The organism is uncultured Escherichia sp. (genome assembly GCF_948475835.1).
Classification (GTDB): domain Bacteria; phylum Pseudomonadota; class Gammaproteobacteria; order Enterobacterales; family Enterobacteriaceae; genus ECMA0423.
Map to the genome: position 1 here is coordinate 1 of NZ_CAOLGM010000069.1, position 23224 is coordinate 23224.

The 23224-nt window shown below is 51.2% G+C and carries 29 protein-coding genes; 12 read left to right on the top strand and 17 right to left on the bottom strand.

Annotated elements, in window-relative coordinates; translation table 11 throughout:
* The 4 genes from drpB to vsr all read left to right on the top strand — a co-directional run.
* Window positions 1–188, top strand: a 188-nt coding sequence (gene drpB / locus QZF50_RS14125; protein WP_187770203.1) for a cell division protein DrpB, incomplete at its 5' end; no start/stop codon positions are given.
* 39 nt (window positions 189–227) lie between these two features.
* Complete coding sequence (locus QZF50_RS14130; protein ID WP_000365566.1) at window positions 228–923, top strand: phosphohydrolase; 696 nt, start codon at window positions 228–230, stop codon at window positions 921–923.
* A gap of 66 nt (window positions 924–989) precedes the next feature.
* Complete coding sequence (gene dcm, locus QZF50_RS14135) at window positions 990–2408, top strand: DNA-cytosine methyltransferase (protein ID WP_001157239.1); 1419 nt, start codon at window positions 990–992, stop codon at window positions 2406–2408.
* Window positions 2389–2859, top strand: a complete 471-nt coding sequence (gene vsr / locus QZF50_RS14140) for a VSPR family DNA mismatch endonuclease (protein WP_000786005.1) — start codon at window positions 2389–2391, stop codon at window positions 2857–2859. Before dcm ends, vsr begins: the two co-directional genes overlap by 20 nt.
* Here the strand turns inward: vsr and yedA are convergent.
* Window positions 2848–3768, bottom strand: coding sequence for a drug/metabolite exporter YedA (yedA, locus tag QZF50_RS14145; RefSeq protein ID WP_023568747.1), 921 nt, complete (start codon window positions 3766–3768; stop codon window positions 2848–2850). The genes vsr and yedA overlap by 12 nt on opposite strands.
* A gap of 172 nt (window positions 3769–3940) precedes the next feature.
* On the opposite strand from yedA, the gene QZF50_RS14150 reads away from it, so the two are divergent.
* The 3 genes from QZF50_RS14150 to dgcQ all read left to right on the top strand — a co-directional run bounded on the left by QZF50_RS14150 (window position 3941) and on the right by dgcQ (window position 6984).
* Window positions 3941–4858, top strand: a complete 918-nt coding sequence (locus QZF50_RS14150; RefSeq protein ID WP_000922682.1) for a DUF808 domain-containing protein — start codon at window positions 3941–3943, stop codon at window positions 4856–4858.
* Between the two features lie 78 nt (window positions 4859–4936).
* Complete coding sequence (locus QZF50_RS14155) at window positions 4937–5119, top strand: DUF2158 domain-containing protein (protein WP_000009307.1); 183 nt, start codon at window positions 4937–4939, stop codon at window positions 5117–5119.
* Window positions 5120–5289: 170 nt separating this feature from the next.
* Window positions 5290–6984, top strand: coding sequence for a cellulose biosynthesis regulator diguanylate cyclase DgcQ (gene dgcQ / locus QZF50_RS14160; protein ID WP_001349973.1), 1695 nt, complete (start codon window positions 5290–5292; stop codon window positions 6982–6984).
* Here the strand turns inward: dgcQ and QZF50_RS14165 are convergent.
* Together QZF50_RS14165 and yodD are read right to left on the bottom strand one after the other, a co-directional pair.
* Window positions 6981–7796 carry a mannosyl-3-phosphoglycerate phosphatase-related protein gene (locus QZF50_RS14165; protein ID WP_000491501.1) on the bottom strand — a complete coding sequence of 272 codons (816 nt, stop codon included), beginning with the start codon at window positions 7794–7796 and terminating at the stop codon, window positions 6981–6983. The genes dgcQ and QZF50_RS14165 overlap by 4 nt on opposite strands.
* Window positions 7797–8093: 297 nt before the next feature.
* A complete protein-coding gene (yodD, locus tag QZF50_RS14170; protein WP_000844800.1) occupies window positions 8094–8321 on the bottom strand; it encodes a peroxide/acid resistance protein YodD in 228 nt (75 codons plus the stop codon).
* Window positions 8322–8483: 162 nt separating this feature from the next.
* Here yodD and dsrB point away from each other — a divergent pair, with 162 nt between their 5' ends.
* The gene (gene dsrB, locus QZF50_RS14175; RefSeq protein ID WP_000867217.1) at window positions 8484–8672 is read left to right on the top strand and encodes a protein DsrB; all 189 of its coding nucleotides are present in this window, start codon (window positions 8484–8486) and stop codon (window positions 8670–8672) included.
* Window positions 8673–8715: 43 nt separating this feature from the next.
* On the opposite strand, the gene rcsA is transcribed toward dsrB, so the two are convergent.
* From rcsA to fliF, 14 genes are all read right to left on the bottom strand, one after another.
* Window positions 8716–9339, bottom strand: coding sequence for a transcriptional regulator RcsA (rcsA, locus tag QZF50_RS14180; RefSeq protein ID WP_000103987.1), 624 nt, complete (start codon window positions 9337–9339; stop codon window positions 8716–8718).
* Window positions 9340–9628: 289 nt separating this feature from the next.
* Window positions 9629–10414 carry a flagellar biosynthetic protein FliR gene (gene fliR, locus QZF50_RS14185; RefSeq protein WP_000983977.1) on the bottom strand — a complete coding sequence of 262 codons (786 nt, stop codon included), beginning with the start codon at window positions 10412–10414 and terminating at the stop codon, window positions 9629–9631.
* Between the two features lie 8 nt (window positions 10415–10422).
* Window positions 10423–10692, bottom strand: a complete 270-nt coding sequence (fliQ, locus tag QZF50_RS14190) for a flagellar biosynthesis protein FliQ (protein ID WP_000187358.1) — start codon at window positions 10690–10692, stop codon at window positions 10423–10425.
* Between the two features lie 9 nt (window positions 10693–10701).
* Window positions 10702–11439, bottom strand: coding sequence for a flagellar type III secretion system pore protein FliP (gene fliP, locus QZF50_RS14195; RefSeq protein ID WP_001253441.1), 738 nt, complete (start codon window positions 11437–11439; stop codon window positions 10702–10704).
* A complete protein-coding gene (gene fliO, locus QZF50_RS14200; RefSeq protein WP_001299290.1) occupies window positions 11439–11804 on the bottom strand; it encodes a flagellar biosynthetic protein FliO in 366 nt (121 codons plus the stop codon). Before fliO ends, fliP begins: the two co-directional genes overlap by 1 nt.
* Window positions 11805–11806: 2 nt before the next feature.
* Window positions 11807–12220, bottom strand: coding sequence for a flagellar motor switch protein FliN (gene fliN, locus QZF50_RS14205; RefSeq protein WP_001282098.1), 414 nt, complete (start codon window positions 12218–12220; stop codon window positions 11807–11809).
* A complete protein-coding gene (fliM, locus tag QZF50_RS14210) occupies window positions 12217–13221 on the bottom strand; it encodes a flagellar motor switch protein FliM (protein WP_001295641.1) in 1005 nt (334 codons plus the stop codon). The genes fliN and fliM overlap by 4 nt, the downstream gene beginning before the upstream one ends.
* 4 nt (window positions 13222–13225) lie before the next feature.
* Window positions 13226–13690: a flagellar basal body-associated protein FliL gene (gene fliL / locus QZF50_RS14215; RefSeq protein WP_000133106.1), complete on the bottom strand. Its 465-nt coding sequence runs from the start codon at window positions 13688–13690 to the stop codon at window positions 13226–13228.
* A 104-nt stretch (window positions 13691–13794) separates the two neighbouring features.
* Window positions 13795–14922 (bottom strand): flagellar hook-length control protein FliK, encoded by a 1128-nt coding sequence (locus QZF50_RS14220; RefSeq protein ID WP_000620099.1) that lies wholly within the window; start codon window positions 14920–14922, stop codon window positions 13795–13797.
* Window positions 14919–15362, bottom strand: coding sequence for a flagellar export protein FliJ (gene fliJ / locus QZF50_RS14225; protein WP_000807580.1), 444 nt, complete (start codon window positions 15360–15362; stop codon window positions 14919–14921). The genes QZF50_RS14220 and fliJ overlap by 4 nt, the downstream gene beginning before the upstream one ends.
* Window positions 15363–15380: 18 nt before the next feature.
* Entirely contained in the window at window positions 15381–16754 is a 1374-nt protein-coding gene (gene fliI, locus QZF50_RS14230; protein WP_000213294.1) for a flagellar protein export ATPase FliI, read from the bottom strand.
* Complete coding sequence (gene fliH, locus QZF50_RS14235; protein WP_001282699.1) at window positions 16754–17440, bottom strand: flagellar assembly protein FliH; 687 nt, start codon at window positions 17438–17440, stop codon at window positions 16754–16756. The genes fliI and fliH overlap by 1 nt, the downstream gene beginning before the upstream one ends.
* Window positions 17433–18428: a flagellar motor switch protein FliG gene (fliG, locus tag QZF50_RS14240; protein WP_061892415.1), complete on the bottom strand. Its 996-nt coding sequence runs from the start codon at window positions 18426–18428 to the stop codon at window positions 17433–17435. The genes fliH and fliG overlap by 8 nt, the downstream gene beginning before the upstream one ends.
* A complete protein-coding gene (gene fliF / locus QZF50_RS14245; protein WP_290388897.1) occupies window positions 18421–20067 on the bottom strand; it encodes a flagellar basal-body MS-ring/collar protein FliF in 1647 nt (548 codons plus the stop codon). The genes fliG and fliF overlap by 8 nt, the downstream gene beginning before the upstream one ends.
* Before the next feature lie 214 nt (window positions 20068–20281).
* On the opposite strand from fliF, the gene fliE reads away from it, so the two are divergent.
* The 4 genes from fliE to QZF50_RS14265 all read left to right on the top strand — a co-directional run bounded on the left by fliE (window position 20282) and on the right by QZF50_RS14265 (window position 22789).
* Entirely contained in the window at window positions 20282–20596 is a 315-nt protein-coding gene (gene fliE / locus QZF50_RS14250) for a flagellar hook-basal body complex protein FliE (protein ID WP_001274299.1), read from the top strand.
* 333 nt (window positions 20597–20929) lie between these two features.
* Entirely contained in the window at window positions 20930–21262 is a 333-nt protein-coding gene (gene emrE / locus QZF50_RS14255; protein ID WP_001070440.1) for a multidrug efflux SMR transporter EmrE, read from the top strand.
* Between the two features lie 168 nt (window positions 21263–21430).
* The gene (gene ybcL, locus QZF50_RS14260; RefSeq protein ID WP_000734031.1) at window positions 21431–21982 is read left to right on the top strand and encodes a Raf kinase inhibitor-like protein YbcL; all 552 of its coding nucleotides are present in this window, start codon (window positions 21431–21433) and stop codon (window positions 21980–21982) included.
* 9 nt (window positions 21983–21991) lie between these two features.
* Window positions 21992–22789, top strand: a complete 798-nt coding sequence (locus tag QZF50_RS14265; protein ID WP_000879833.1) for a helix-turn-helix transcriptional regulator — start codon at window positions 21992–21994, stop codon at window positions 22787–22789.
* Window positions 22790–23224: the final 435 nt, after the last annotated feature.

Consider the following 23224-nt stretch of genomic DNA (forward strand, 5'->3'; position numbering starts at 1 on the left):
ACATCTGGGTGATGAGCCGGATCCCCGATGCCCCGGTGTCGGGATTTGAAAGCGATTTAGGCTCTACCGCGGGAAAGTGGTTAGGGGCACTGGTCGGATTTTTATTTATGGCTCTGGTCGGGGCATTGTTAGGCAGCATTGCCTGGTACACCCGACCTCGTCCCGCACGTAGCAGACGCTATGAATAAAAACTGCTAAGGTGGCGACTCTTTGGCAACGGAGCGCGTATGGACTTACAACACTGGCAGGCACAGTTCGAAAACTGGTTGAAAAACCATCATCAGCACCAGGACGCGGCCCATGACGTGTGTCATTTTCGCCGCGTCTGGGCTACGGCACAGAAGCTGGCGGCAGATGACGATGTCGATATGCTGGTGATTTTAACCGCCTGTTATTTTCACGATATTGTGAGCCTGGCGAAAAATCATCCGCAAAGGCAGCGTTCTTCAATCCTGGCGGCAGAAGAGACGCGTCGCCTGCTCCGTGAAGAGTTCGAGCAATTTCCGGCGGAGAAAATCGAGGCCGTTTGTCATGCCATTGCCGCTCACAGTTTCAGCGCGCAAATCGCCCCCTTAACAACGGAAGCTAAAATCGTCCAGGATGCGGATCGGCTGGAAGCCCTGGGGGCGATTGGCCTGGCGCGCGTGTTTACCGTTTCAGGGGCATTGGGCGTGGCGCTGTTTGATGGTGAAGATCCGTTCGCACAGCATCGCCCGCTTGATGATAAACGCTACGCGCTGGATCATTTCCAGACTAAGTTGCTGAAGCTACCGCAAACCATGCAAACCGCAAGAGGCAAGCAGCTGGCGCAGCACAACGCGCATTTTTTAGTCGAGTTTATGGCGAAGCTCAGTGCCGAACTGGCGGGGGAGAATGAAGGTGTCGATCACAAGGTGATAGATGCGTTTTCACCCGCGGGATAAGCGCGTGGCCCTAAATGGCTGTAATTATGTTAACCTGTCGGCCATCTCAGATGGCCGGTTAAATCTATGCAGGAAAATATATCAGTAACCGATTCATACAGCACCGGGAATGCCGCACAGGCAATGCTGGAGAAACTGCTGCAAATTTATGATGTTAAAACGCTGGTGGCGCAGCTTAATGGTGTGGGTGAGAATCACTGGAGCGCGGCAATTTTAAAACGTGCGCTGGCGAATGACTCGGCATGGCACCGTTTAAGTGAGAAAGAGTTCGCCCATCTGCAAACGTTGTTACCCAAACCACCGGCACATCATCCGCATTATGCGTTTCGCTTTATCGATCTATTTGCCGGAATTGGCGGCATCCGTCGCGGTTTTGAATCGATTGGCGGACAATGCGTGTTTACCAGCGAATGGAACAAACATGCGGTACGCACTTATAAAGCCAACCATTATTGCGATCCGGCGACGCATCATTTTAATGAAGATATCCGCGATATCACCCTCAGCCATAAAGAAGGCGTGAGTGATGAGGCGGCGGCGGAACATATTCGTCAACACATTCCTGAACACGATGTTTTACTGGCCGGTTTCCCTTGTCAGCCATTTTCGCTGGCTGGCGTATCGAAAAAGAACTCGCTCGGGCGGGCGCACGGTTTTGCCTGCGATACCCAGGGCACGCTGTTTTTTGATGTGGTACGCATTATCGACGCGCGTCGTCCGGCGATGTTTGTGCTCGAAAACGTCAAAAACCTGAAAAGTCACGACCAGGGTAAAACGTTCCGCATCATCATGCAGACGCTGGACGAACTGGGCTATGACGTGGCTGATGCAGAAGATAACGGGCCAGACGATCCGAAAATCATCGACGGCAAACATTTTCTGCCGCAGCACCGTGAACGCATCGTGCTGGTGGGTTTTCGTCGCGATCTGAATCTGAAAGCCGATTTTACCCTGCGTGATATCAGCGAATGTTTCCCTGCGCAGCGAGTGACGCTGGCGCAGCTGCTGGACCCGATGGTCGAGGCGAAATATATCCTGACGCCGGTGCTGTGGAAGTACCTCTATCGATATGCGAAAAAACATCAGGCGCGCGGTAACGGCTTCGGTTATGGAATGGTTTATCCGAACAATCCGCAAAGCGTCACCCGTACGCTGTCTGCGCGTTATTACAAAGATGGCGCGGAAATTTTAATCGATCGTGGCTGGGATATGGCCACGGGTGAGAAAGACTTTGACGATCCGCTGAATCAGCAACATCGTCCACGTCGGTTAACGCCTCGGGAATGCGCGCGCTTAATGGGTTTTGAAGCGCCGGGAGAAGCGAAATTCCGCATTCCGGTTTCGGACACTCAGGCCTATCGCCAGTTCGGTAACTCGGTGGTCGTGCCGGTCTTTGCCGCGGTGGCAAAACTGCTTGAGCCAAAAATCAAACAGGCGGTGGCGTTGCGTCAGCAAGAGGCACAACATGGCCGACGTTCACGATAAGGCCACTCGCAGCAAAAATATGCGCGCGATTGCCACGCGTGATACGGCGATAGAGAAGCGCCTCGCCAGTCTGTTAACCGGGCAGGGCCTGGCGTTTCGCGTTCAGGACGCCAGTCTGCCCGGACGCCCGGATTTTGTCGTTGATGAATATCGCTGCGTGATATTTACCCACGGCTGCTTCTGGCATCATCATCACTGCTATCTGTTTAAAGTGCCTGCGACTCGAACCGAGTTCTGGCTGGAGAAGATAGGTAAAAATGTTGAACGCGATCGCCGCGATATCAGTCGTTTGCAGGAACTCGGCTGGCGCGTACTGATTGTCTGGGAGTGTGCATTACGTGGGCGCGAGAAGCTGACGGATGAAGCGCTTACCGAGCGTCTGGAAGAGTGGATCTGCGGCGAAGGTGCCAGCGCGCAGATCGACACGCAGGGGATTCATTTACTCGCTTGATGCGTCCTGAATAACTGGCGCAACTACGGGTTTTGCCGGGAAGAGGTATTTTCCCAACGTGACCAGTACCACCGCGAAGACAATTACGCCGAGCGCCAGCCATTCAATCTTCGACAGCGTTTCTCCACCCAGTCCCGTACCCAGCAAGACCGCGACCACCGGGTTAACGTAGGCGTAGCTGGTGGCGAGAGCCGGACTGACGTTGCGGATTAAATACATATAAGCGTTAATGGCGATAATCGAACCAAACAGCGCCAGATAGCCAACCGCAAGGAAGCCTGAAAGGGAAGGGAGCGCCGTTAGTTTTTCACCCGCAATCATCGACGCGATCATTAACACCACGCCTGCCGCCAGCATCTCAATAGCACCCGCCATCATCCCTACAGGTAAGGTAATGCGCGAGCCATAAACCGAGCCAAACGCCCAGCTAATCGAGCCGATTAAAATCAGAATCGCGCCCCACGGATTGCCGCTTAAATTTCCACCGCTATTGAGCATGATGATTCCGGCAAGCCCAATGGCGATACCCACCCATTCCAGTTTGCGCGTTTTAATGCCAAACAGGCGGCTGAAGCACAGGGTAAAGAGGGGCACGGTTGCAACCACAACGGCGGCGATGCCGGAAGGAACATTTTGATGCTCGGCAACCGTCACCATGCCATTACCGACAGCCAGCAATAACAGGCCAATCACCGCGGCATTGAGCAGCGGACGTAGCGGGGGGAGTTTGTGTCCGCGCAGTAGCAAAAATGCCATCAATAAAATACCGGCTGCCAGGAATCGAACGCCTGCCATCATTAACGGAGGCCAGCTTTCCACGCCAATCCGAATGACAAAATAGGTTGAGCCCCAAATGATATACAACGCAAACAGCGCGCCAAAAAGCGGTAATAACTGGCGGAAACGCATAATCCCTCACGGTGGAAATAAAAAGGTGGTTCATAGTAAACGTGAAAATCATTCTGCTGGCGAGAGATATAATTGCACTTGATTGTTAAAAAAATGTTGACCTGTGAAGCAAGTATCAGAGCTGCCGTTTTTGCTTCATACTTACACCCTTCAACAATAAAAATGAGAGGGAATGCTTTTGGCCGGGAGTAGTTTACTGACGTTGCTCGATGATATCGCCACACTACTGGACGATATCTCCGTGATGGGCAAACTGGCGGCGAAGAAAACCGCCGGTGTATTAGGGGATGACTTATCGCTCAATGCGCAACAAGTTTCAGGCGTGCGGGCCAACCGGGAACTTCCCGTGGTCTGGGGCGTGGCGAAAGGATCGCTGATTAATAAAGTGATTCTGGTGCCGCTGGCGCTGATCATCAGTGCGTTTATCCCGTGGGCGATTACGCCTCTGTTGATGATTGGTGGCGCGTTTCTCTGCTTTGAAGGAGTAGAGAAAGTGCTGCATATGCTGGAGGCGCGTAAACATAAAGAAGATCCGGCGCAGAGCCAGCAGCGTCTGGAGAAGCTGGCGGCGCAGGATCCGCTGAAGTTTGAAAAGGACAAAATAAAAGGGGCGATTCGTACCGATTTTATATTGTCTGCCGAAATCGTCGCCATCACGCTGGGGATTGTGGCCGAAGCGCCGTTGCTTAATCAGGTGCTGGTGCTTTCAGGCATCGCGCTGGTAGTGACCGTGGGCGTCTACGGTCTGGTAGGGGTTATCGTTAAGATTGATGACCTGGGGTATTGGCTGGCGGAAAAATCCAGCGCGCTGATGCAGGCATTAGGTAAAGGGTTATTGATCATTGCGCCCTGGTTGATGAAGGCGTTATCGATTGTCGGCACGCTGGCGATGTTCCTCGTCGGCGGTGGGATTGTGGTACATGGAATTGCGCCGCTGCATCACGCCATTGAACATTTCGCCGGGCAGCAAAGTGCAGTGGTGGCGATGATATTACCGACTGTTTTAAATCTGATTCTTGGATTTATCATCGGCGGCATCGTGGTGCTGGGAGTGAAAGCCGTAGCGAAAATACGCGGTCAGGCACATTAATACTCGCACAGGCTATTATGCAAAATTCGCCATCTTCAACTAAGGTGAACAAGTTTCACTCGAAAAAAGGAGGCGAGTATGAGCTTTATGGTTAGTGAGGAAGTTACGGTTAAAGAGGGCGGCCCGCGGATGATTGTCACCGGATACTCCAGCGGTATGGTTGAGTGTCGTTGGTATGACGGTTACGGGGTCAAGCGGGAAGCTTTTCATGAAACCGAGCTTGTTCCGGGGGAGGGGAGTCGTTCTGCGGAAGAAGTTTGAAAGGGTATCATTAACACCAGGCCGGATCACATCCGGCCTGGTGTGCCAATGCCTGCAATGAATGATAGTCGCGTCTTATCATGCCACCATTATAAAATTATCGCTGTTTTGCGGTACGCTATCGCCAGGTTATGCCAGAATCATAAAAAAGCAGGTTGGGAGTCGTCAGGGTGCAGCACGAGACAAAAATGGAAAACCAGAGCTGGTTGAAAAAACTCGCACGCCGCCTGGGGCCTGGTCATGTCGTTAATCTCTGCTTTATCGTGGTATTGCTTTTTTCCACCTTGCTCACCTGGCGTGAAGTAGTGGTGCTGGAAGATGCCTATATCTCCAGCCAGCGTAATCATCTGGAAAACGTAGCCAACGCGCTCGATAAGCATTTGCAGTATAACGTCGACAAACTGATCTTTTTGCGTAATGGCATGCGCGAAGCTCTCGTAGCGCCACTGGATTTCACTTCACTGCGTAATGCTGTAACCGAGTTCGAACAGCATCGCGACGAGCACGCCTGGCAAATTGAACTCAACCGACGGCGCACTCTGCCAGTTAATGGTGTGTCGGATGCATTAGTCAGCGAGGGGAATCTCCTGTCTCGCGAAAATGAAAGCCTCGACAATGAAATTACCGCTGCACTGGAAGTTGGTTACTTGCTGCGACTGGCGCACAACTCCTCGTCGATGGTTGAACAGGCGATGTATGTCTCGCGTGCCGGATTTTACGTTTCGACGCAGCCGACCTTGTTTACGCGCAATGTTCCAACGCGTTATTACGGCTATGTCACCCAACCCTGGTTTATCGGCCATTCGCAACGAGAAAATCGTCACCGCGCGGTACGCTGGTTTACTTCGCAACCGGAACACGCCAGCAATACTGAACCGCAGGTTACCGTCAGTGTTCCGGTAGACAGTAATAACTACTGGTATGGCGTGCTGGGGATGAGTATTCCTGTGCGTACTATGCAGCAATTTTTAAGAAACGCCATCGATAAAAACCTCGATGGTGAGTATCAGCTCTATGACAGTAAGCTGAGATTTTTGACCTCTTCCAATCCTGACCATCCAACAGGGAATATTTTTGATCCTCGTGAACTGGCCTTGCTGGCGCAGGCGATGGAACATGACACGCGGGGCGGCATTCGTATGGACAGTCGCTATGTTAGCTGGGAACGTCTGGACCATTTCGACGGTGTGCTGGTGCGCGTCCATACGCTAAGCGAAGGCGTGCGCGGCGATTTCGGTAGTATCAGCATTGCATTAACCCTGCTGTGGGCGCTCTTTACCACCATGTTACTCATCTCCTGGTATGTGATTCGCCGGATGGTCAGCAACATGTATGTTCTGCAAAGCTCGTTGCAGTGGCAGGCGTGGCACGACACCTTAACCCGTTTATATAATCGTGGCGCACTGTTCGAAAAAGCCCGTCCGCTCGCTAAATTGTGTCAGACGCACCAACATCCTTTTTCTGTCATTCAGGTCGATCTTGACCATTTTAAAGCGATTAATGACCGCTTTGGTCATCAGGCGGGCGACCGTGTTCTTTCTCATGCTGCCGGATTAATTAGCAGTTCCTTGCGTGCGCAGGACGTTGCCGGGCGGGTCGGTGGTGAGGAGTTTTGTGTGATTCTGCCAGGCGCGAGTCTGACGGAGGCTGCGGAAGTCGCAGAACGTATTCGCCTGAAGTTAAATGAAAAAGAGATGTTGATTGCTAAGAGTACGACGATACGCATCAGTGCCTCGTTGGGGGTTAGTAGCAGCGAGGAAACCGGTGATTATGATTTTGAACAACTCCAGTCACTGGCTGACCGTCGGCTTTATCTCGCTAAACAGGCCGGGCGTAATCGGGTATGCGCGAGCGATAACGCTTAACGAGCGGAGAAAAAATGGTCCAGCCCTTCACGCCAGCCTTCCGGTCCTTCACGCTGCGTTCGCCAGACGCGGGTCGGATCCTCATCATGCAGATGCACCCCTTCACGGTTTAGCCCTTTCACAATCACCGCGTAATCCATTACCTCCAGTAAGGGCGCATCGTTTGGCCCATCGCCCAGGCCAAGTGTGGTTGGGCGTTTGCCTGATAATTGTTGATAGGTCGCGATAATCCAGTTGGCGGCCTGATCTTTTCCGGCAGAGGCATCCAGGACGTGCCAGAAGCGCGCACCCTGCATAAACTGTAAGCCCAGTTCGTTCAGACGAGCGGTAAATTGTGCCATACGCTCGTCACTGTCGCGCCAGATTAGCGTTACCGACGCCTCATGCAGCTGCGTCAGCGCCGCCTGGCTACGGCTTAATCCCGTCCATTCGGCGATGGTTGCATCGTCGACATCATCGAAAGTCGTGAATTTAAAATGTTCTTTCTCGCGTAGCGTATTTAAAACCTGGCTGATTTCGCCATGGCTAATACCTGAGATGATGCGTGGAAAACCGTCTATATCCTGCCATTGTTCAGCAAGCTGGATCACTGCGCCATTTTCGGCAATCAGCGGTAACCCTTGTAGCCCCAACGTTTTTTGCAAGTACAGCATTTCCGCTGAAGTTTTACTGCTACAGAGAATGACGGGAACATTCGCTTCGCGTAAACGGCTGAGCCAGGGGGCAGCCGGTTGCCAGTCATAACTATGACTGTCCAGCAGGGTGCCATCAAGATCGCTAAAAACCAGTAGTGGTTGTTGAATTGAAAACATGGTCGCGCAGTTCTCCCCTTACCAGGATGATTCTCAAAACAGCACAAATAATCAAAGATGATTTTTTCGGGAGCGATCCCGTTGACGCCAGAGCCACCAAGGGGTGACGCACGTCACATTTCTATTCATAAGTAGCGTTAATCATTCATATCGCGAATATTTTCTTGTCAGCGAAAAAAATTGCGGATAAGGTGATGAACACATCAGATTTCCTGGTGTAACGAATTTTTTAAGTGCTTCTTGCTTAAGCAAGTTTCATCCCGACCCCCTCAGGGTCGGGATTTTTTTATTGTGCATTCAACGATTCACTTCAGAGACGCTGAAGTCATGAATATCCAGTTCGAAGGCATCCGCCAATTCACGCCATGTATGATATTCACGTCCATCGACGCTAACGTGTTCAGAATCGTTCTGGCTGCGATGAACTTCGCTTTCGCTAATTTCATTGATCGCCGCCAGCAGGGCATCGACATCGACGCTGACCTCACGTTTTGCGGTATCGCTGTACTCTTTTGCGGTTTTCATCATCTTTCCTCGCAACCGTTACTCTGTTGTTGCCGCCAGTCGTTAAGTCCGCCTGGCATCTCTTAAGTATAGACCGTCGAGAAAATCAGCACTCGCGCGCGCCTGGCGCTGCCAGAAAAACGAAATTGTTCTACACTGGCACAAAGCCACAGGAGGAAAACGATGAAGGTGAATGATCGGGTAACAGTCAAAACGGATGGCGGTCCGCGTCGTCCTGGCGTGGTACTGGCAGTTGAGGAGTTTAGTGAAGGCACAATGTACCTGGTTTCGCTGGAAGACTACCCGCTCGGCATCTGGTTCTTTAATGAAGCAGGGCATCAGGACGGTATCTTTGTGGAGAAAGCAGAGTAATCTTATTCAGCCTGACTGGTGGGAAACCACCAGTCAGAATGTGTTAGCGCATGTTGACAAAAATACCATTAGTCACATTATCCGTCAGTCGGACGACATGGTAGATAACCTGTTTATTATGCGTTTTGATCTTACGTTTAATATTACCTTTATGCGATGAAACGGTCTTGGCTTTGATATTCATTTGGTCAGAGATTTGAATCGTTCCCTGACCTGCCATCCACATTCGCAACATACTCGATTCGGTTCGGCTCAATGATAACGTCGGCATATTTAAAAAAGAGGTTATCGTTGTCTCTTTTTTCAGAATATCGCCAAGGATATCGTCGAGAGATTCCGGTTTAATCGATTTAGAACTTATCAATAAATTTTTTCTGACCAATAGATATTCATCAAAATGAACATTGGCAATTGCCATAAAAACGATAAATAACGTATTGGGATGTTGATTAATGATGTGCTTGATGTGCTGACTGTTAGAAGCATCATGGATGAAACAGTCCTCATTAATAAACACCACTGAAGGGCGCTGTGAATCACAAGCTATGGCAAGGTCATCAACGGTTTCAATGTCGTTGATTTCTCTTTTTTTAACCCCTCTACTCAACAGATACCCGGTTAAACCTAGTCGGGTGTAACTACATAAATCCATAATAATCGTTGACATGGCATACCCTCACTCAATGCGTAACGATAATTCCCCTTACCTGAATATTTCATCATGACTAAACGGAACAACATGGGTCACCTAATGCGCCACTCTCGCGATTTTTCAGGCGGACTTACTATCCCGTAAAGTGTTGTATAATTTGCCTGGAATTGTCTTAAAGTAAAGTAAATGTTGCGATATGTGAGTGAGCTTAAAACAAATATTTCGCCACAGGAGTATCCTGGAAGATGTTCGCAGGTATTATTTTTCGGATAATCCTTAGGATAACATGATAAACGTTACGGAATTATATTAATGGCAATTCACTAATAATATCAGCCAGCAAATTAAACATCTCACTGAATAAATGTTCGCAAAAAGGTGCAATTAACGGCATTAATGCCGCCATTAAAGAGATACCGACAGTCAGAGTTAATGGAAATCCAATAACAAAAATGGATAATTGCGGGGCCATACGATTAAGTAAACCTAATGCCAGATTCAGTGTCAGCAGCAGAGTAATGAGCGGTAACGCCAGCATCAGCCCGTTAAGGAAAATCAAACTCCCTGCTTTGGTGAGTGCCAGAAACGCATTGCTGTTCAACGGTTCGCCACCAATTGGCAGGGTGTGAAAGGTATCGACCAGCAGTGAAATCAACCATAAATGACCGTTAAATGTCAGGAACAGTAGTAACGCCAGCATATCCATGATACGCGCTAAAACAGGCATATTGAGATGGCTGGCCGGATCGACAAACGTCGCAAATGACAGCCCCATTTGCAGACCGATAATTTCGCCAGCGGTTCGCACAGCGGCAAAGGCAAATTGCATGGTAAAACCAAGCGCAATGCCGATCAGGATCTGCTGCACGGCCAGCCACAGAGCAAAGAACGAAAAAACAGGAACATCGTTGGCAGGTAATGATGGGGCAATAGCGAACGTGATCATCATTGCCAGACCCAGTTTTACCCGTTTCGGCACGCTGCGTTCGCTCAGAATTGGCGCGGTAGAAATGAGCGCCAGCACGCGCAGTAACGGCCAGAAGTACAGACTTAGCCAGGAAAGCCATTGATCGCTTGTCACCTGCATCATTGTACGGGCTACCCGATGATATACGGCAGGTTAGTGAACAAGGTGCGGACGTAATCCAGCAACAGATTGAGCATCCACGGTCCGGCAATAATAATGGCAATAAATACGGCGATGATTTTTGGAATAAACGACAGCGTCATTTCGTTGATCTGCGTGGCGGCCTGCAAAATACTGATGATAAGGCCCGTGACCAGCGCCACCAGCAACAGCGGGGCAGCCAGTGCCAGCGCGACTTTCATCGCTTCAGTCCCCATCATCATGACCGATTCAGGTGTCATTTTGCCTCTCTAGCTGTAAAAGCTCTGCGCCAGCGAACCGACCAGCAATTGCCAGCCATCCACCAGTACAAACAGCATCAGTTTAAAGGGCAGAGCAATGGTGGCGGGGGGGACCATCATCATCCCCAATGCCATCAACACGCTGGCAATCACCAGGTCGATAATCAAAAAAGGAATGAAAATCGTGAAGCCTATCTGAAATGCGGTTTTCAACTCGCTGGTCACGTAGGCCGGGAGCAAAATGCGCATCGGCACGGCTTCAGGTCCCTGCAACGGGCCGGTATTCGCTAGTCTGGCAAACAACCCTAAATCCGCCTCACGGGTCTGACGCAGCATAAACTCACGTAGCGGCTGCGCCCCTTTTTCCAGCGCCTCCTGCATTGATATTTTCTCTTCGCTGAATGGCTGGTACGCATCGACATAAATTTTATCGATCACCGGTGACATAATAAAAAAGGTCAAAAATAGTGCCAGCCCCAGCAATACCTGGTTAGGTGGCGCGGAGGGCGTTCCCAGCGCGTTACGCAATAAACCAAAAACAATGATGATGCGGGTGAAACTGGTCATCATCAGTAAAATTGCCGGAATAAACGTCAACGAGGTGATGAACACCAGCGTCTGCACCGGGAGCGACCAGCTTTGTCCACCGCCAGGCAGCGGCTGGCTGGTGATACCCGGCAGTTGCGCGAAGGCGAGGGGCGTAATCAGCCAGAGAAGGACAGGGGCGACAGACAACAAACGACGCATCAGGATCTCCCGCTACGCTTAAGCAAGTTTTTCATGACCGACTGAAAATCGGGCTGCGGTATCTCTTCCGTTGGTGCTGAAGGGGGAAGTTTATGCAGCAGATTGATTTGCCCTGCGGTAACGCCGAGCACCAGCCGTGCATCTTCCACATCGACCACCACAACCCGTTCACGCGCGCCCAGCGAAGCACTGGCGCTAATTTTCAGACCGTTAACGCCAGTGCGTTTAGGGACAAATCCCAACCGTTTTACCAGCCAGGCAGCAGCGAGGATCAGGGCAATAATGGCGATGAGTGCGCCGCTCACCTGCAGCAGTGGCGCAGCAGAAACCGGCGCGGAAGATTGCACAGTAGCGTGGTTATTCATCACTAACGGCTCAGGCGGCGCATTCGCTCAGACGGAGTAATGATATCGGTGATCCGCACGCCATATTTATCGGCAACGACCACCACTTCGCCCTGGGCAATTAAATAACCGTTGATCAGAATATCCAGTGGTTCGCCCGCCAGACCGTCCAGCGCCACGACGGACCCTTGCGTCAGACGCAACAGCTCTTTGATGGTCATCCGCGTACGGCCCAGCTCGACGGTCAGCTTGACCGGAATATCCATAATCAGGTCGATATCCTGCAACGTTCCGCTGACATCACCACCGCCAAATTGCTGGAACACCGCGTCGGCAGCGCTTTTGCTGCTGGTTGATTTTTGTTCGCTCAAAGCTTCAGCCCACAGATCGTCCATTGCGCCGTTGTTGTCATCGGCCGGATTATTCATGTCACTCATTTGGGCTGTTCCTCGTTCAGAGAATTTAAAATCGGGTTAATCAAATGTTCTATCCGTAACGCATACTGACCGTTGAGGGTGCCGTACTGACTGGTCAGTACCGGAACGCCGTCAACATGAGCGATGATGCGATCGGGTTTTTCTATCGGCAGGACGTCGCCGGGTTTCAGTTTTAAAATCTGCGACAGGCGTAGCGAGATATCGGCAAAGTTGGCGACCAACTCCAGCTGTGAATGCTGCACCTGGCGCACCAGGTTATCGCGCCAGTTCTGATCTTCATTACGCGAGTTTTCCAGCGGCGGGTTAACCAACAATTCCCGTAGCGGCTCAATCATGCTGAATGGCAGACAGATATTAAATTCGCCGGTCAGGTTGCCAATCTCCACATGGAACGGCGTGTTAACCACAATGTCGTTCGGTGAGGTGGTGATATTGGTAAATTTCACCTGCATTTCCGAACGCACGTACTCAACTTCCAGCGGATTAATCGCCTTCCAGGCGTCGCTATAGCCTTCAAGCGCCAGCTTTAACATGCGGTTGATGACGCGCTGTTCGGTATGGGTAAACTCGCGACCTTCCACTTTGGTCGGGAAGCGTCCATCGCCGCCAAACAGGTTATCCACGGCGATAAACACCAGACTCGGTGAAAACACCACCAGCCCTGTGCCGCGCAGCGGTTTCAGATGGATAAGGTTCAGGTTGGTCGGCACCGGCAGGTTGCGGGCAAATTCATGGTACGGCTGAATGCGGATGGCCCCGACGGTTATATCCGGGCTACGACGCAGCAGGTTGAACAGCCCCATACGAAAATGGCGGGCAAAGCGCTCATTAATGATTTCCAGCGCCTGCAAACGTTCGCGCACAACCCGTCGTTGGGTATTCGGATCGTACGGACGAATGTCACTTTCGCCGCTAACACTGGCTGTCGGTTCGTCTTTGACTTCGCTGTCACCATTCAACAGCGCATCAATTTCAGCTTGAGAAAGAATACTATCGCCCATGTCGTTATCGCAGAATAAAAGCGGTATACAGCACGTCGGTGACATCCTGTTTCGGTTGCCCGGCAACAAGCGGGGTGGAAAGCGTGGTTTTAATCTCGGCAATCAGGTTTTTCTTGCCTTCTTCTGTCGCCAGTACGGCAGCATCCTGACGCGAAAACAGTAACAGCAAACGGCTACGGACTTCCGGCAAATACTCACTCAGCCGCGAGCGTGTAGCTTCATCTTTCAGGCGCAGGGTTATGCCGATATACAGCACGCGATCCGCATCGCCCAGATTGACCGTAAAGGTATCCAGCGCATAGAAGACCGGGGAGGGCACGACGCGTTGCTGCGCTTTGTCGTCAGCGGCAACCTGATGCGAATGCCAGTAGCTGTAACCTGCGCTGGCACAGGCCGCGAGGGTAATGAATACCAGAATCGGGATCCAAAGCGATCGCTTGCTTTTCTTGCTTATCGCGTAATCAGTCATGTGTTGCGGTCTTCCTGTGTCGCTACTGCTTATCGGCTAATTATCCTGCGTCTTGAGCGCAACAAAGCGGGGAAAAGACGCGGATTACGGTGCTACCTCTGACGTTAGGCGAAAATATCAACGCCGCTGTTGCCTGTTACGCGCCCTTGTAAAGAGACGGGAACCGGAAGCGTATCGTCTTCTTCCCCCGCCAGAGGTTCATGGTTTGCTGTGCGTTGGCTTTGCTGTTGCTGGGAAGCGGCCTGCTGCTGACCACTAAAGCTTTCGCCACTGATGTTGCTTTGCCCTAACTGAATGCCACTTTCGGCCAGCTGCGTTCGCAGTACCGGAAGCGCTGCTTCCAGGGCGGCGCGTACGTGTTGATGCGGTGAAACCATCTGGATTTGCGCCTGGTTATCATCCACTTTGAGGGAGATTTGCACTTCACCTAAATCCTGCGGGTGCAGACGCAACTCTGCACTTTGTTGCCCCTGGCGGGTGAACAGCGAAATATGCTGGCTTAATGATTGTTGCCATTCGTGAGAACCCAGCGGTGCACTCAACACAGGCGCGGCGACGGTGGGCAGTGGCTGTGTCTGGTGTGGAGTGATTAGCGGGCTGGCGGCAGCGGTCACCGGTGAAGGTGTGCTGATGACTTCCGCTTTACTCTGGGCTTCTGCTACCAGCGGTGTTAATGGCTGAGCTGGCGTGCCGGGGGCATCATCAGGCTGTGCTGTTGTGAGTTGCGCAGAAGTCAGTTTTGTGAAGAGCGTTGGTTTCTCTGCCGGTAACACGGTTGACGGCACATCAGTCACTTTGGGCGTATTGTCAAAACCCGGCAACATCGCAAAAAGGGCGCTCAGGCTTGCGGTGACGTCTTCATTCAGATCATCCGCTTTTTCGTCTTTTGCCGTATTGTTGCCAGCCACCGCAGCCAACGTCATCGTTTGAGCGGTGGTTAATGGTGTTGATGTGGATTGTTCGTCGTTGATGACAGGCGGTGTTTCATCCACAGGGATCAGTAAATCCGCTTGTTGCGCATCGGCAAGAATCTCGCTGACCAGCGGCTCGCCTTTTGTCGTGGGCTTATCTGTTGCCACCAGCAACTGGGGGGCCGCTTTGTCGGTAGTTGTCTCGCCTGCTAATGCTTCGCTCAACAACGCGAGAAAATCTTGTGCAGCATCGCTGGCTTTGCCGCCAGGCAATGTGGTGGTGTCAACGTCGGCGGTAATTAAGGGCGCTAAGCGAATCATTCAGGTTTCCTCATGGCGGCGCGCTGGGCGAACTCATCCATCTTTTTCTGATCGAGGCGGTTTTCTGCAAGCAGTGCCGCCGTGGATTGCCGTTCCTGCAGTGTCTGCCAGGCCTGCAAACGTTGTTTCTTTTCTCGCCAGCTGTTCAGGGCAATGTCAACTTTGTGCGTCCACTGATTAAGTTGCTGGCGATGCTGAGTAATGGCTTTTTCCAGCGTCTGGATAAACTGCTGATAGTTGATCCAGCGGTTGCTGGTCATCCCGGCACTCATATCGCTGTTGAGGTTATTGCGATATTCATTCTGATAATCGATCAGCATTTTGAGCTGTTCTTCCGCCTGCTGACACCCGCGACGCATTTCACCCAGCAGGCGCGCGGCATCCTCTACCTCTTTTTCTGCCAGATCTTTCAGGGTCGCCAGCGCGCCATGTTCTGCCATCTGCCGTTATCTCCTGGGTTATGACACTGTCGGGAAAATACGCTCCAGCCCCTGGAGAGACGCTTCCCAGTCCGCGCGTTCAAAAATGCCTTGTTGCAAATAGCCCTCCAGCTGCGGCCACAGGGCGATGGCTTTGTCGAGCATCGGATCGCTGCCTTTGGCATACGCGCCGACGCTAACCAGATCGCGGTTACGCTGAAAACTCGACAACAGCTGTTTGAAGGTGCGCACTCGCGCGTAATGTTGCTCACTGATCAACGCCGTCATTGCGCGGCTGATCGACGCTTCAATATCGATAGCCGGATAGTGCCCGGCTTCCGCCAGTCGGCGAGACAGCACAATGTGACCGTCGAGGATTGCCCGCGCAGAGTCGGCAATGGGGTCCTGCTGGTCATCGCCTTCAGTGAGCACGGTATAAAATGCAGTAATCGATCCGCCGCCGCTAATGCCATTTCCGGCACGCTCGACCAGTGCCGGTAATTTGGCAAACACCGACGGGGGATAACCTTTAGTGGCGGGTGGTTCGCCAATCGCCAGCGCAATTTCACGCTGGGCCATCGCGTAGCGGGTGAGGGAGTCCATAATCAGCAACACATGCTGACCACGATCGCGAAAATCTTCGGCAATGCGCGTGGCATAGGCGGCACCCTGCATTCGCAGGAGAGGAGAAACATCCGCCGGAGCGGCAATCACCACGGAGCGTGCACGCCCTTCGGCACCGAGGATATTCTCAATAAAATCTTTTACTTCGCGTCCGCGTTCACCAATCAAACCCACGACAATGACATCGGCGCGGGTGTAACGTGCCATCATCCCCAGCAGCACACTTTTACCAACGCCGGACCCGGCAAACAGTCCCATACGCTGCCCACGCCCAACGGTAAGCAGGGCATTGATTGGGCGCACGCCGGTGTCCAGCACATGTTCAATCGGTGTACGTTGCAACGGGTTAAATGGCGGGGTAATCAGCGCACCGGTTTCCGTCGTATCGGGGGAGGGCAGGCCATCGAGCGGCTTACCGCTGCCGTCCAGAACGCGACCTAATAACGCCGGACCGAGCGGCAACTGCTTGCCGCTTTGCAGTCCTTCAGCCGAAATGTTTTTGGCATAAACCCGCGCGCCGGGCAGGACACCTTCGACTTCCTCCAGCGGCATTAAAAACAGCCGTTGACCGTTAAAGCCAACGACTTCGCTTTCTACTTCGTGCGTTTCGCTGCCGTTCTGGCGTTCAATGACACAGGTTGCGCCGAGCGGCAATTGTAATCCGGTGGCTTCCAGCACCAGCCCGGTAGCGCGGGTTAATCGCCCATAGCGACGTACCGCAGGCAACTGCGCCATTTTGGCTTCAAAGTTATCCAGCGTGGTTAGCCAGCGAGTCAGGCGCGTGGTCATTACACCACTCCTGGTGCTGCCAGACGGCAGAGTTCTTGCCAGCGAGTGGCGACACTGGCGTCGAGATCGCCTTCATCGGCGGAGACTTTACAGCCGCCAGGATGGAGTGTGGGATCGCCCCGCAAGCGCCAGCCATGCAAACTTAAGGTTGCGCCGAGCATATCATCCACACGTTGCAGATCATCCGGGTGCACGCGCAGCTGTGGTTTACCGCTGAATAACGGTTCTTGCTGCAACAACTGTTGGATCTGTTTGATCAGTGCCGAGTTATCCACTGTTGGCGTCTGACCGATGACCTGACGTGCCGCCTCCAGCGCCATCTGTATCAGGCGCGAAGCAATCACACTATCAAGCGCATCAAGGGTAGTTTGAAATTCGCTGACCAGTTGCTGCATCCGGGCATGAATTGGCGCTTGTTGAGACTTCGCCTCTGCCAGACCTTGCTCCAGCCCCCGGGCCAGTCCTTCCTGATAGCCCTGCTCATGACCTTGCTGGCGACCTTCGGCAATCCCCGCCTGATAACCTTGCTCATGGGCCTGCATTTGCAGTTGCGCCAGTTGCTGCTCAAGGCTGGGTTCGGCCTCTTCAATGATGGTTTCTTCCGGCTCGACCATGGGCACAAACTCTGCCTGTGGTGGCGCGAGATCGTCCGGCGTCCAGGTTTTCCACGGCAGATTATCAGACATAGGTATCCTCGCCGCTGCCAATTACCATCTCGCCAGTTTCGGCAAGGCGGCGCACAATCAGCAGAATCGCTTTCTGTTCGTTTTCCACCTGCGACAGACGCACCGGACCACGGTTGGCGAGATCGTCGCGCAGAATATCGGCGGCCCGCTGCGACATATTGCGCAGGAATTTCTCGCGCAGTGGCTGCTCGGCCCCTTTCAGCGCGATCAACAGCGATTCGGAATCCACTTCCTGCAACAGACGCTGAATGCTGCGATCGTCGACATCCACCAGATTTTCGAACAGGAACATCTCGTCGATAATTTTTTGCGCCAGCTCGCCGTCGAATTCGCGCACGGCGGTAATAACGGCTTCTTCCTGCTGAGTTTTCATCAGGTTGATAATTTCGGCTGCCGTTCTCACGCCGCCCATTTTGCTGCGCTTGAGATTCTGACCGTCGAGCAAGCCATTCAGTACTTCGGTCAGTTCCGCCAGCGCGGCTGGCTGCACGCCGCCAAAGGTGGCGATACGCAACATCACGTCGTGGCGCAGACGTTCATCGAACAACGCCAGAATATCGGCGGCCTGGGCGCGCTTCAGATGCACCAGAATGGTGGCGATAATTTGCGGATGCTCATCGCGAATCAGATCGGCGGCACTCTGCGGCTCCATAAAGTTGAGCGTTTCAATACCGCTGGCGGTATCGCGAGTTTCGAGAATATCTTCCAGCAGGCTGGCGGCACGATCCTCACCCAGAGCTTTGACCAATACCGAACGCAGATAATCGTTGGCGTTGATATTCAGTGCGGCAAACTGTTCAGCTTCTTGCTCAAACTCCGCCAGCACATCGGTTAGCTGCTTGTTGGAGATCTGCGTGACGTTCGCCATTGCAGCGCTCAGGGTTTGCACTTCGCGCTGGGAGAGGTGCTTGAACACCTCTGCCGCCCGGTCTTCGCCAATGGTCATCAGCAGGATGACGCTTTTATCGGTGCCTGTCAGGTTACTCATGATCGTTATTTATCCACTGGCGAATGACCAGCGCCACCACGCGCGGATCGTTATCAGACATTTCACGGATACGCTGGCTCATGACTTCTGCCCCCAGACGTTGGTTAGCGCGTCGTTGTTGGAGTTGTTCGTCTTTGCTCAGGCGGACTTCCACCGCATCTTCCACTTCCTCACGGGCCTGCGCCTGTTGCTGTACAGCTTTCATCGCCTCGGCGCGACGTGTTAACTGCGGGCGTACCGCTTTCCGCCACAGCAGCCACGCCACCAGCAGTACCAGCAACCAGCGACCGGCAGCCAGCAACTGATCGATAAACGCTTGCTGTTGCCAGAACGGCAGTTCTCCGCCGCTTTCGTCACTGCTATTGAACGGCGAGTTAACGACATTGAGCGAGTCACCGCGTTTTTCAGAAAAGCCCATCGCCTCGCGGGTCAGATCTTCAATTTGCTTCATCTGTTCGTTGCTGAGAGGCAATGGTTTACCGTCTGGCAAGGTTTTGTAATTCACCACTACCGCGACTGACAGACGTTGCACATCGCCCACGTTCATTTTGGTATGACGAATGGTGCGATCGACTTCGTAGTTACTGGTTTCATTCCGCTGTGTGCTACGCGGCCCGCTATTGCTGGTGGTGCTCGCCTGCTGCTGGCGGTTATTTTGATTTGCCGGAGGCGTGCTGATTGGCGCGTTATTCGCAGGTGCCGGTTGATTCGACAACGCCCCCGGTACGCCGCCCGGATAACCGGAACCGCTTTGCTCGCTCTCATTAAGCTGGCGTGAACGAAGCGCCGCCTGAGATTCATCACCGTTAGGGCGATACTGTTCTTTACTGGCGAAGTCCAGCTGCGCCGTGACCTGGGCGTGAATATTACCGTTACCAACAATTGGCGACAGGATCGCTTCAATACGCCGCTGAATCCGGCCTTCGACATCGCTGGCATATTTCAACTGAGCGTCATTAAGATCGCGCCCGCTGGTATTGGACTGGGTTAACAGATGTCCACCCTGATCCACCAGCGTGACGTTCCCCGGCGGCAGACCAGCAACCGCGCTGGAAACCAGATGTACAATGGCGCTAATTTGCCCTTCATCGAGTGCGCGGCCGGGTAACAGATTTACCGTCACCGATGCAGAAGGGGATTTTTGTTCACGGACGAATAAAGACGGTTTCGGCATTGCCAGATGTACGCGCGCCCCTTTTACCGGGCCGATAGTTTCGATGGTACGAGAAAGCTCGCCTTCCAGCGCCCGCTGATAATTCACCTGTTCGCTGAACTGGCTGATACCAAACTTTTCCTGATCGAGTAGTTCGAAACCGACCGCGCCGCCTTTGGGCAAACCTTGTTGCGCCAGGCGCAGACGCAGCTCGTGAACTTTATCTGCCGGAACTTCAATAGCGCCGCTGGCTTCGCTGACGCGGTAAGGAATATTCATTTGCGTCAGTTGGCTGACAATTGCGCCACCATCCTGATCGGAAAGATTGCTGAATAATGTGCGGTAGTCGGGGGCTTTCGCCCACAGGATCAGTGCGACCATGACCGCCACTGCCGCGGAACCGGCAACAATCAATGGAATTTTCGGATTCGCACGCAGGCGATTAAGCCACTCAAGAGATTTTGTCTGGGCTGCAGTCGCATTCATCGCGCACCTCGTGGCTGATTATGGACGGCGTTATTGGCAAAGTGGAACAAGACTCACTCCCGGGTCAGCAAACTCGAAAAATTGACGCTCCCATTATTTGTGCTTTCGTTTTTTTCTATCCGCCAATAAACCCGTTTTTTTGTTGCTATTTAGCGCCTTTGTCTTATTGACTTACTGGTAGGCTTTGCTAACAGAAATTATCCGGGAGACGAAAATGTCAGCGATACAGGGGATTGAAGGGGTTATCAGCCAGTTACAGGCTACGGCGATGAGTGCGCGTGCACAGGAATCACTGCCACAACCGACCATTAGTTTTGCCGGGCAGCTGCACGCCGCGCTCGATCGCATAAGCGATACACAAACAGCCGCCCGCACGCAGGCAGAAAAATTCACCCTCGGTGAACCCGGCGTGGCGTTAAACGATGTGATGACCGATATGCAAAAAGCCTCAGTTTCTATGCAAATGGGGATTCAGGTGCGTAATAAGCTGGTGGCGGCGTATCAGGAAGTGATGTCCATGCAGGTGTAGGTTTTGTAACCTGTTGGTAATTACATCCCATCTGCCCGCGTGGGGCATGGATGGGGCAAACTCACCCTATTTCTGGTTTAAAATGGATACCTGATCCTGAAAGTTTTCTGCCATCCACGATCCGTAAACGCGATAACATGTTTTGTCTTCGCTTTGCTCATAGGAAGAGTGAACTCTTTTGTTAGCCTGGGGTTCCTTCTGATCATTATTGTTCCTGCCTTTATCTCTTGCCACGCCAGAGCCCCCTGGATACACATACACCAGGATGAAAACGGTGAGTTGTGTTCAAACTGTAGTACAATTCTCTCCAGTATGAACAGGAAAGAATATGCTATGAACCCTTATATTTATCTTGGTGGCGCAATACTTGCAGAGGTCATTGGTACAACCTTAATGAAGTTTTCAGAGGGGTTTACACGGTTATGGCCCTCTGTTGGCACAATTATTTGCTATTGTGCATCATTTTGGTTATTAGCTCAGACACTGGCTTATATACCTACAGGGATTGCTTATGCTATCTGGTCAGGAGTCGGTATCGTTCTGATTAGTTTGCTTTCCTGGGGATTTTTTGGCCAACGACTGGACTTGCCAGCCATCATAGGCATGATGTTGATTTGTGCCGGTGTGTTAGTCATTAACTTGTTGTCACGAAGCGCACCGCATTAAAAAATAATCATCCTTGAGATAACAGGAATCTGATTTGTGCATATTATGGCTAATGTTCGGGGCAACTTTATAATTATGATTGCATTTGCGCGATCATTGCGCCTTTTTGCATAATGAGATCAATGCACATCAAATAAAATAACGATAGGTCACAACAAAGAGGTTTTTATGAAAAAACTTATCGTTTCAAGTGTATTGGCATTCATAACATTTTCTGCGCAGGCCGCAGCATTTCAGGTCACTAGTAATGAAATAAAAACAGGAGAGCAACTTACAACGTCTCATGTATTTTCTGGATTTGGGTGTGAGGGGGGTAATACATCGCCCTCATTAACCTGGTCTGGTGCTCCAGAAGGCACCAAAAGCTTTGCCGTAACTGTGTATGATCCAGATGCGCCTACAGGCAGCGGATGGTGGCACTGGACTGTTGCTAATATTCCAGCAACGGTAACATATTTGCCCGCTGATGCAGGAAGACGTGATGGTACAAAACTTCCGACTGGTGCTGTCCAAGGCCGAAATGATTTTGGCTATGCGGGATTTGGTGGAGCATGTCCTCCCAAAGGAGATAAACCCCATCATTACCAGTTTAAAATATGGGCTCTAAAAACTGATAAGATTCCTGTGGATTCTAATTCCAGCGGAGCGTTAGTTGGTTATATGCTTAATGCCAATAAAATTGCAACCGCTGAGATAATACCCGTTTATGAGGTAAAGTAGGATAAGAGTATGCTGGCAAAAGATAGGACTAACCTAAAGATTGAAGAAATACGGATGCATAAACATCATGAGATTCACAGGGTTAAGCCTCTTATGCCAGCTTTATGTCGTATCCGTCAGGGAAAAAAAGTTATCAATTGGGAGACGCATAGTCTAACTGTTGATAATAATCAGATAATATTATTTCCCTGTGGATATGAATTTTATATTGCGAATTACCCAGAAGCAGGTCTTTATCTTGCAGAAATGCTTTATTATCCCATTGATCTAATTGAAAAGTTCCAAAATCTTTATGCGATAACCGATCAAATTCGTAACACGACAGGTTTCTGCTTACCTCAGAATCCCGAGTTAATATATTGTTGGGAGCAACTAAAAACATCTATTTCCCGAGGCTTCTCAACGCAAATTCAGGAACACTTAGCAATGGGCGTTCTACTTTCATTAGGAGCACATCATGTTAATTGTTTACTTTTATCAGATAGTAAACAATCATTAATAAGTCGTTGTTATAACCTAATGCTATCCGAACCTGGAACAAAATGGACAGCAAACAAGGTAGCGAGATATCTCTACATTTCTGTTTCCACATTGCATCGCCGTCTGGCAAGCGAGGGAGTAAGTTTTCAAAGTATATTGGACGACGTGAGGTTAAATAATGCGTTGTCTGCTATACAAACGACAGTAAAACCCATCAGCGAGATTGCCAGGGAAAATGGTTACAAGTGTCCTTCTCGTTTTACTGAAAGGTTCCATAATCGTTTTAAGATAACACCAAGAGAGCTAAGAAAAGCGTCCAGAGAGTAAAAGTATTTTATGAAGGAGCAACAGCATCGATTTTTATTTTGGAAAATAAATACGGCATACTCAACCTATTGGAGCCTGAACAATCCGGTGACTTCTGCGCTAATCGGGGACGTTTATAAGCACATATAATTGATACTATCGTCCTCCATCACAATTTCAGAAATGCACGTGTGATTTTTTTGCATCCGGCGTTTGGACTATGTGGAGTTCAAGAGTGGGAAAGTTACAAGAGGTTGAGGGGATAATTAAAGGGATGCTTATGACATTAGATATCCGGATAGGTACGGATATCGTTGTTATTAAATCTAGTTTGTTGTTATTAAATCTAGTTTGTTGTTATTAAATCTAGTTTGTTGTTATTAAATCTAGTTCGTTGTTATTAAATCTGGTTTATACGTTAAGATGCAACTACAGCAGAAATTGCCACTGTTAATT

Bases quoted from the DNA above. Each gene is read 5' to 3' on its own strand.
- QZF50_RS14130 (WP_000365566.1), top strand. From the start codon at position 228: ATGGACTTACAACACTGGCAGGCACAGTTCGAAAACTGGTTGAAAAAC.
- dcm (WP_001157239.1), top strand. From the start codon at position 990: ATGCAGGAAAATATATCAGTAACCGATTCATACAGCACCGGGAATGCC.
- vsr (WP_000786005.1), top strand. From the start codon at position 2,389: ATGGCCGACGTTCACGATAAGGCCACTCGCAGCAAAAATATGCGCGCG.
- yedA (WP_023568747.1), bottom strand. From the start codon at position 3,768: ATGCGTTTCCGCCAGTTATTACCGCTTTTTGGCGCGCTGTTTGCGTTG.
- QZF50_RS14150 (WP_000922682.1), top strand. From the start codon at position 3,941: ATGCTTTTGGCCGGGAGTAGTTTACTGACGTTGCTCGATGATATCGCC.
- QZF50_RS14155 (WP_000009307.1), top strand. From the start codon at position 4,937: ATGAGCTTTATGGTTAGTGAGGAAGTTACGGTTAAAGAGGGCGGCCCG.
- QZF50_RS14165 (WP_000491501.1), bottom strand. From the start codon at position 7,796: ATGTTTTCAATTCAACAACCACTACTGGTTTTTAGCGATCTTGATGGC.
- yodD (WP_000844800.1), bottom strand. From the start codon at position 8,321: ATGAAAACCGCAAAAGAGTACAGCGATACCGCAAAACGTGAGGTCAGC.
- dsrB (WP_000867217.1), top strand. From the start codon at position 8,484: ATGAAGGTGAATGATCGGGTAACAGTCAAAACGGATGGCGGTCCGCGT.
- rcsA (WP_000103987.1), bottom strand. From the start codon at position 9,339: ATGTCAACGATTATTATGGATTTATGTAGTTACACCCGACTAGGTTTA.
- fliR (WP_000983977.1), bottom strand. From the start codon at position 10,414: ATGATGCAGGTGACAAGCGATCAATGGCTTTCCTGGCTAAGTCTGTAC.
- fliQ (WP_000187358.1), bottom strand. From the start codon at position 10,692: ATGACACCTGAATCGGTCATGATGATGGGGACTGAAGCGATGAAAGTC.
- fliP (WP_001253441.1), bottom strand. From the start codon at position 11,439: ATGCGTCGTTTGTTGTCTGTCGCCCCTGTCCTTCTCTGGCTGATTACG.
- fliO (WP_001299290.1), bottom strand. From the start codon at position 11,804: ATGAATAACCACGCTACTGTGCAATCTTCCGCGCCGGTTTCTGCTGCG.
- fliN (WP_001282098.1), bottom strand. From the start codon at position 12,220: ATGAGTGACATGAATAATCCGGCCGATGACAACAACGGCGCAATGGAC.
- fliM (WP_001295641.1), bottom strand. From the start codon at position 13,221: ATGGGCGATAGTATTCTTTCTCAAGCTGAAATTGATGCGCTGTTGAAT.
- fliL (WP_000133106.1), bottom strand. From the start codon at position 13,690: ATGACTGATTACGCGATAAGCAAGAAAAGCAAGCGATCGCTTTGGATC.
- QZF50_RS14220 (WP_000620099.1), bottom strand. From the start codon at position 14,922: ATGATTCGCTTAGCGCCCTTAATTACCGCCGACGTTGACACCACCACA.
- fliJ (WP_000807580.1), bottom strand. From the start codon at position 15,362: ATGGCAGAACATGGCGCGCTGGCGACCCTGAAAGATCTGGCAGAAAAA.
- fliI (WP_000213294.1), bottom strand. From the start codon at position 16,754: ATGACCACGCGCCTGACTCGCTGGCTAACCACGCTGGATAACTTTGAA.
- fliH (WP_001282699.1), bottom strand. From the start codon at position 17,440: ATGTCTGATAATCTGCCGTGGAAAACCTGGACGCCGGACGATCTCGCG.
- fliG (WP_061892415.1), bottom strand. From the start codon at position 18,428: ATGAGTAACCTGACAGGCACCGATAAAAGCGTCATCCTGCTGATGACC.
- fliF (WP_290388897.1), bottom strand. From the start codon at position 20,067: ATGAATGCGACTGCAGCCCAGACAAAATCTCTTGAGTGGCTTAATCGC.
- fliE (WP_001274299.1), top strand. From the start codon at position 20,282: ATGTCAGCGATACAGGGGATTGAAGGGGTTATCAGCCAGTTACAGGCT.
- emrE (WP_001070440.1), top strand. From the start codon at position 20,930: ATGAACCCTTATATTTATCTTGGTGGCGCAATACTTGCAGAGGTCATT.
- ybcL (WP_000734031.1), top strand. From the start codon at position 21,431: ATGAAAAAACTTATCGTTTCAAGTGTATTGGCATTCATAACATTTTCT.
- QZF50_RS14265 (WP_000879833.1), top strand. From the start codon at position 21,992: ATGCTGGCAAAAGATAGGACTAACCTAAAGATTGAAGAAATACGGATG.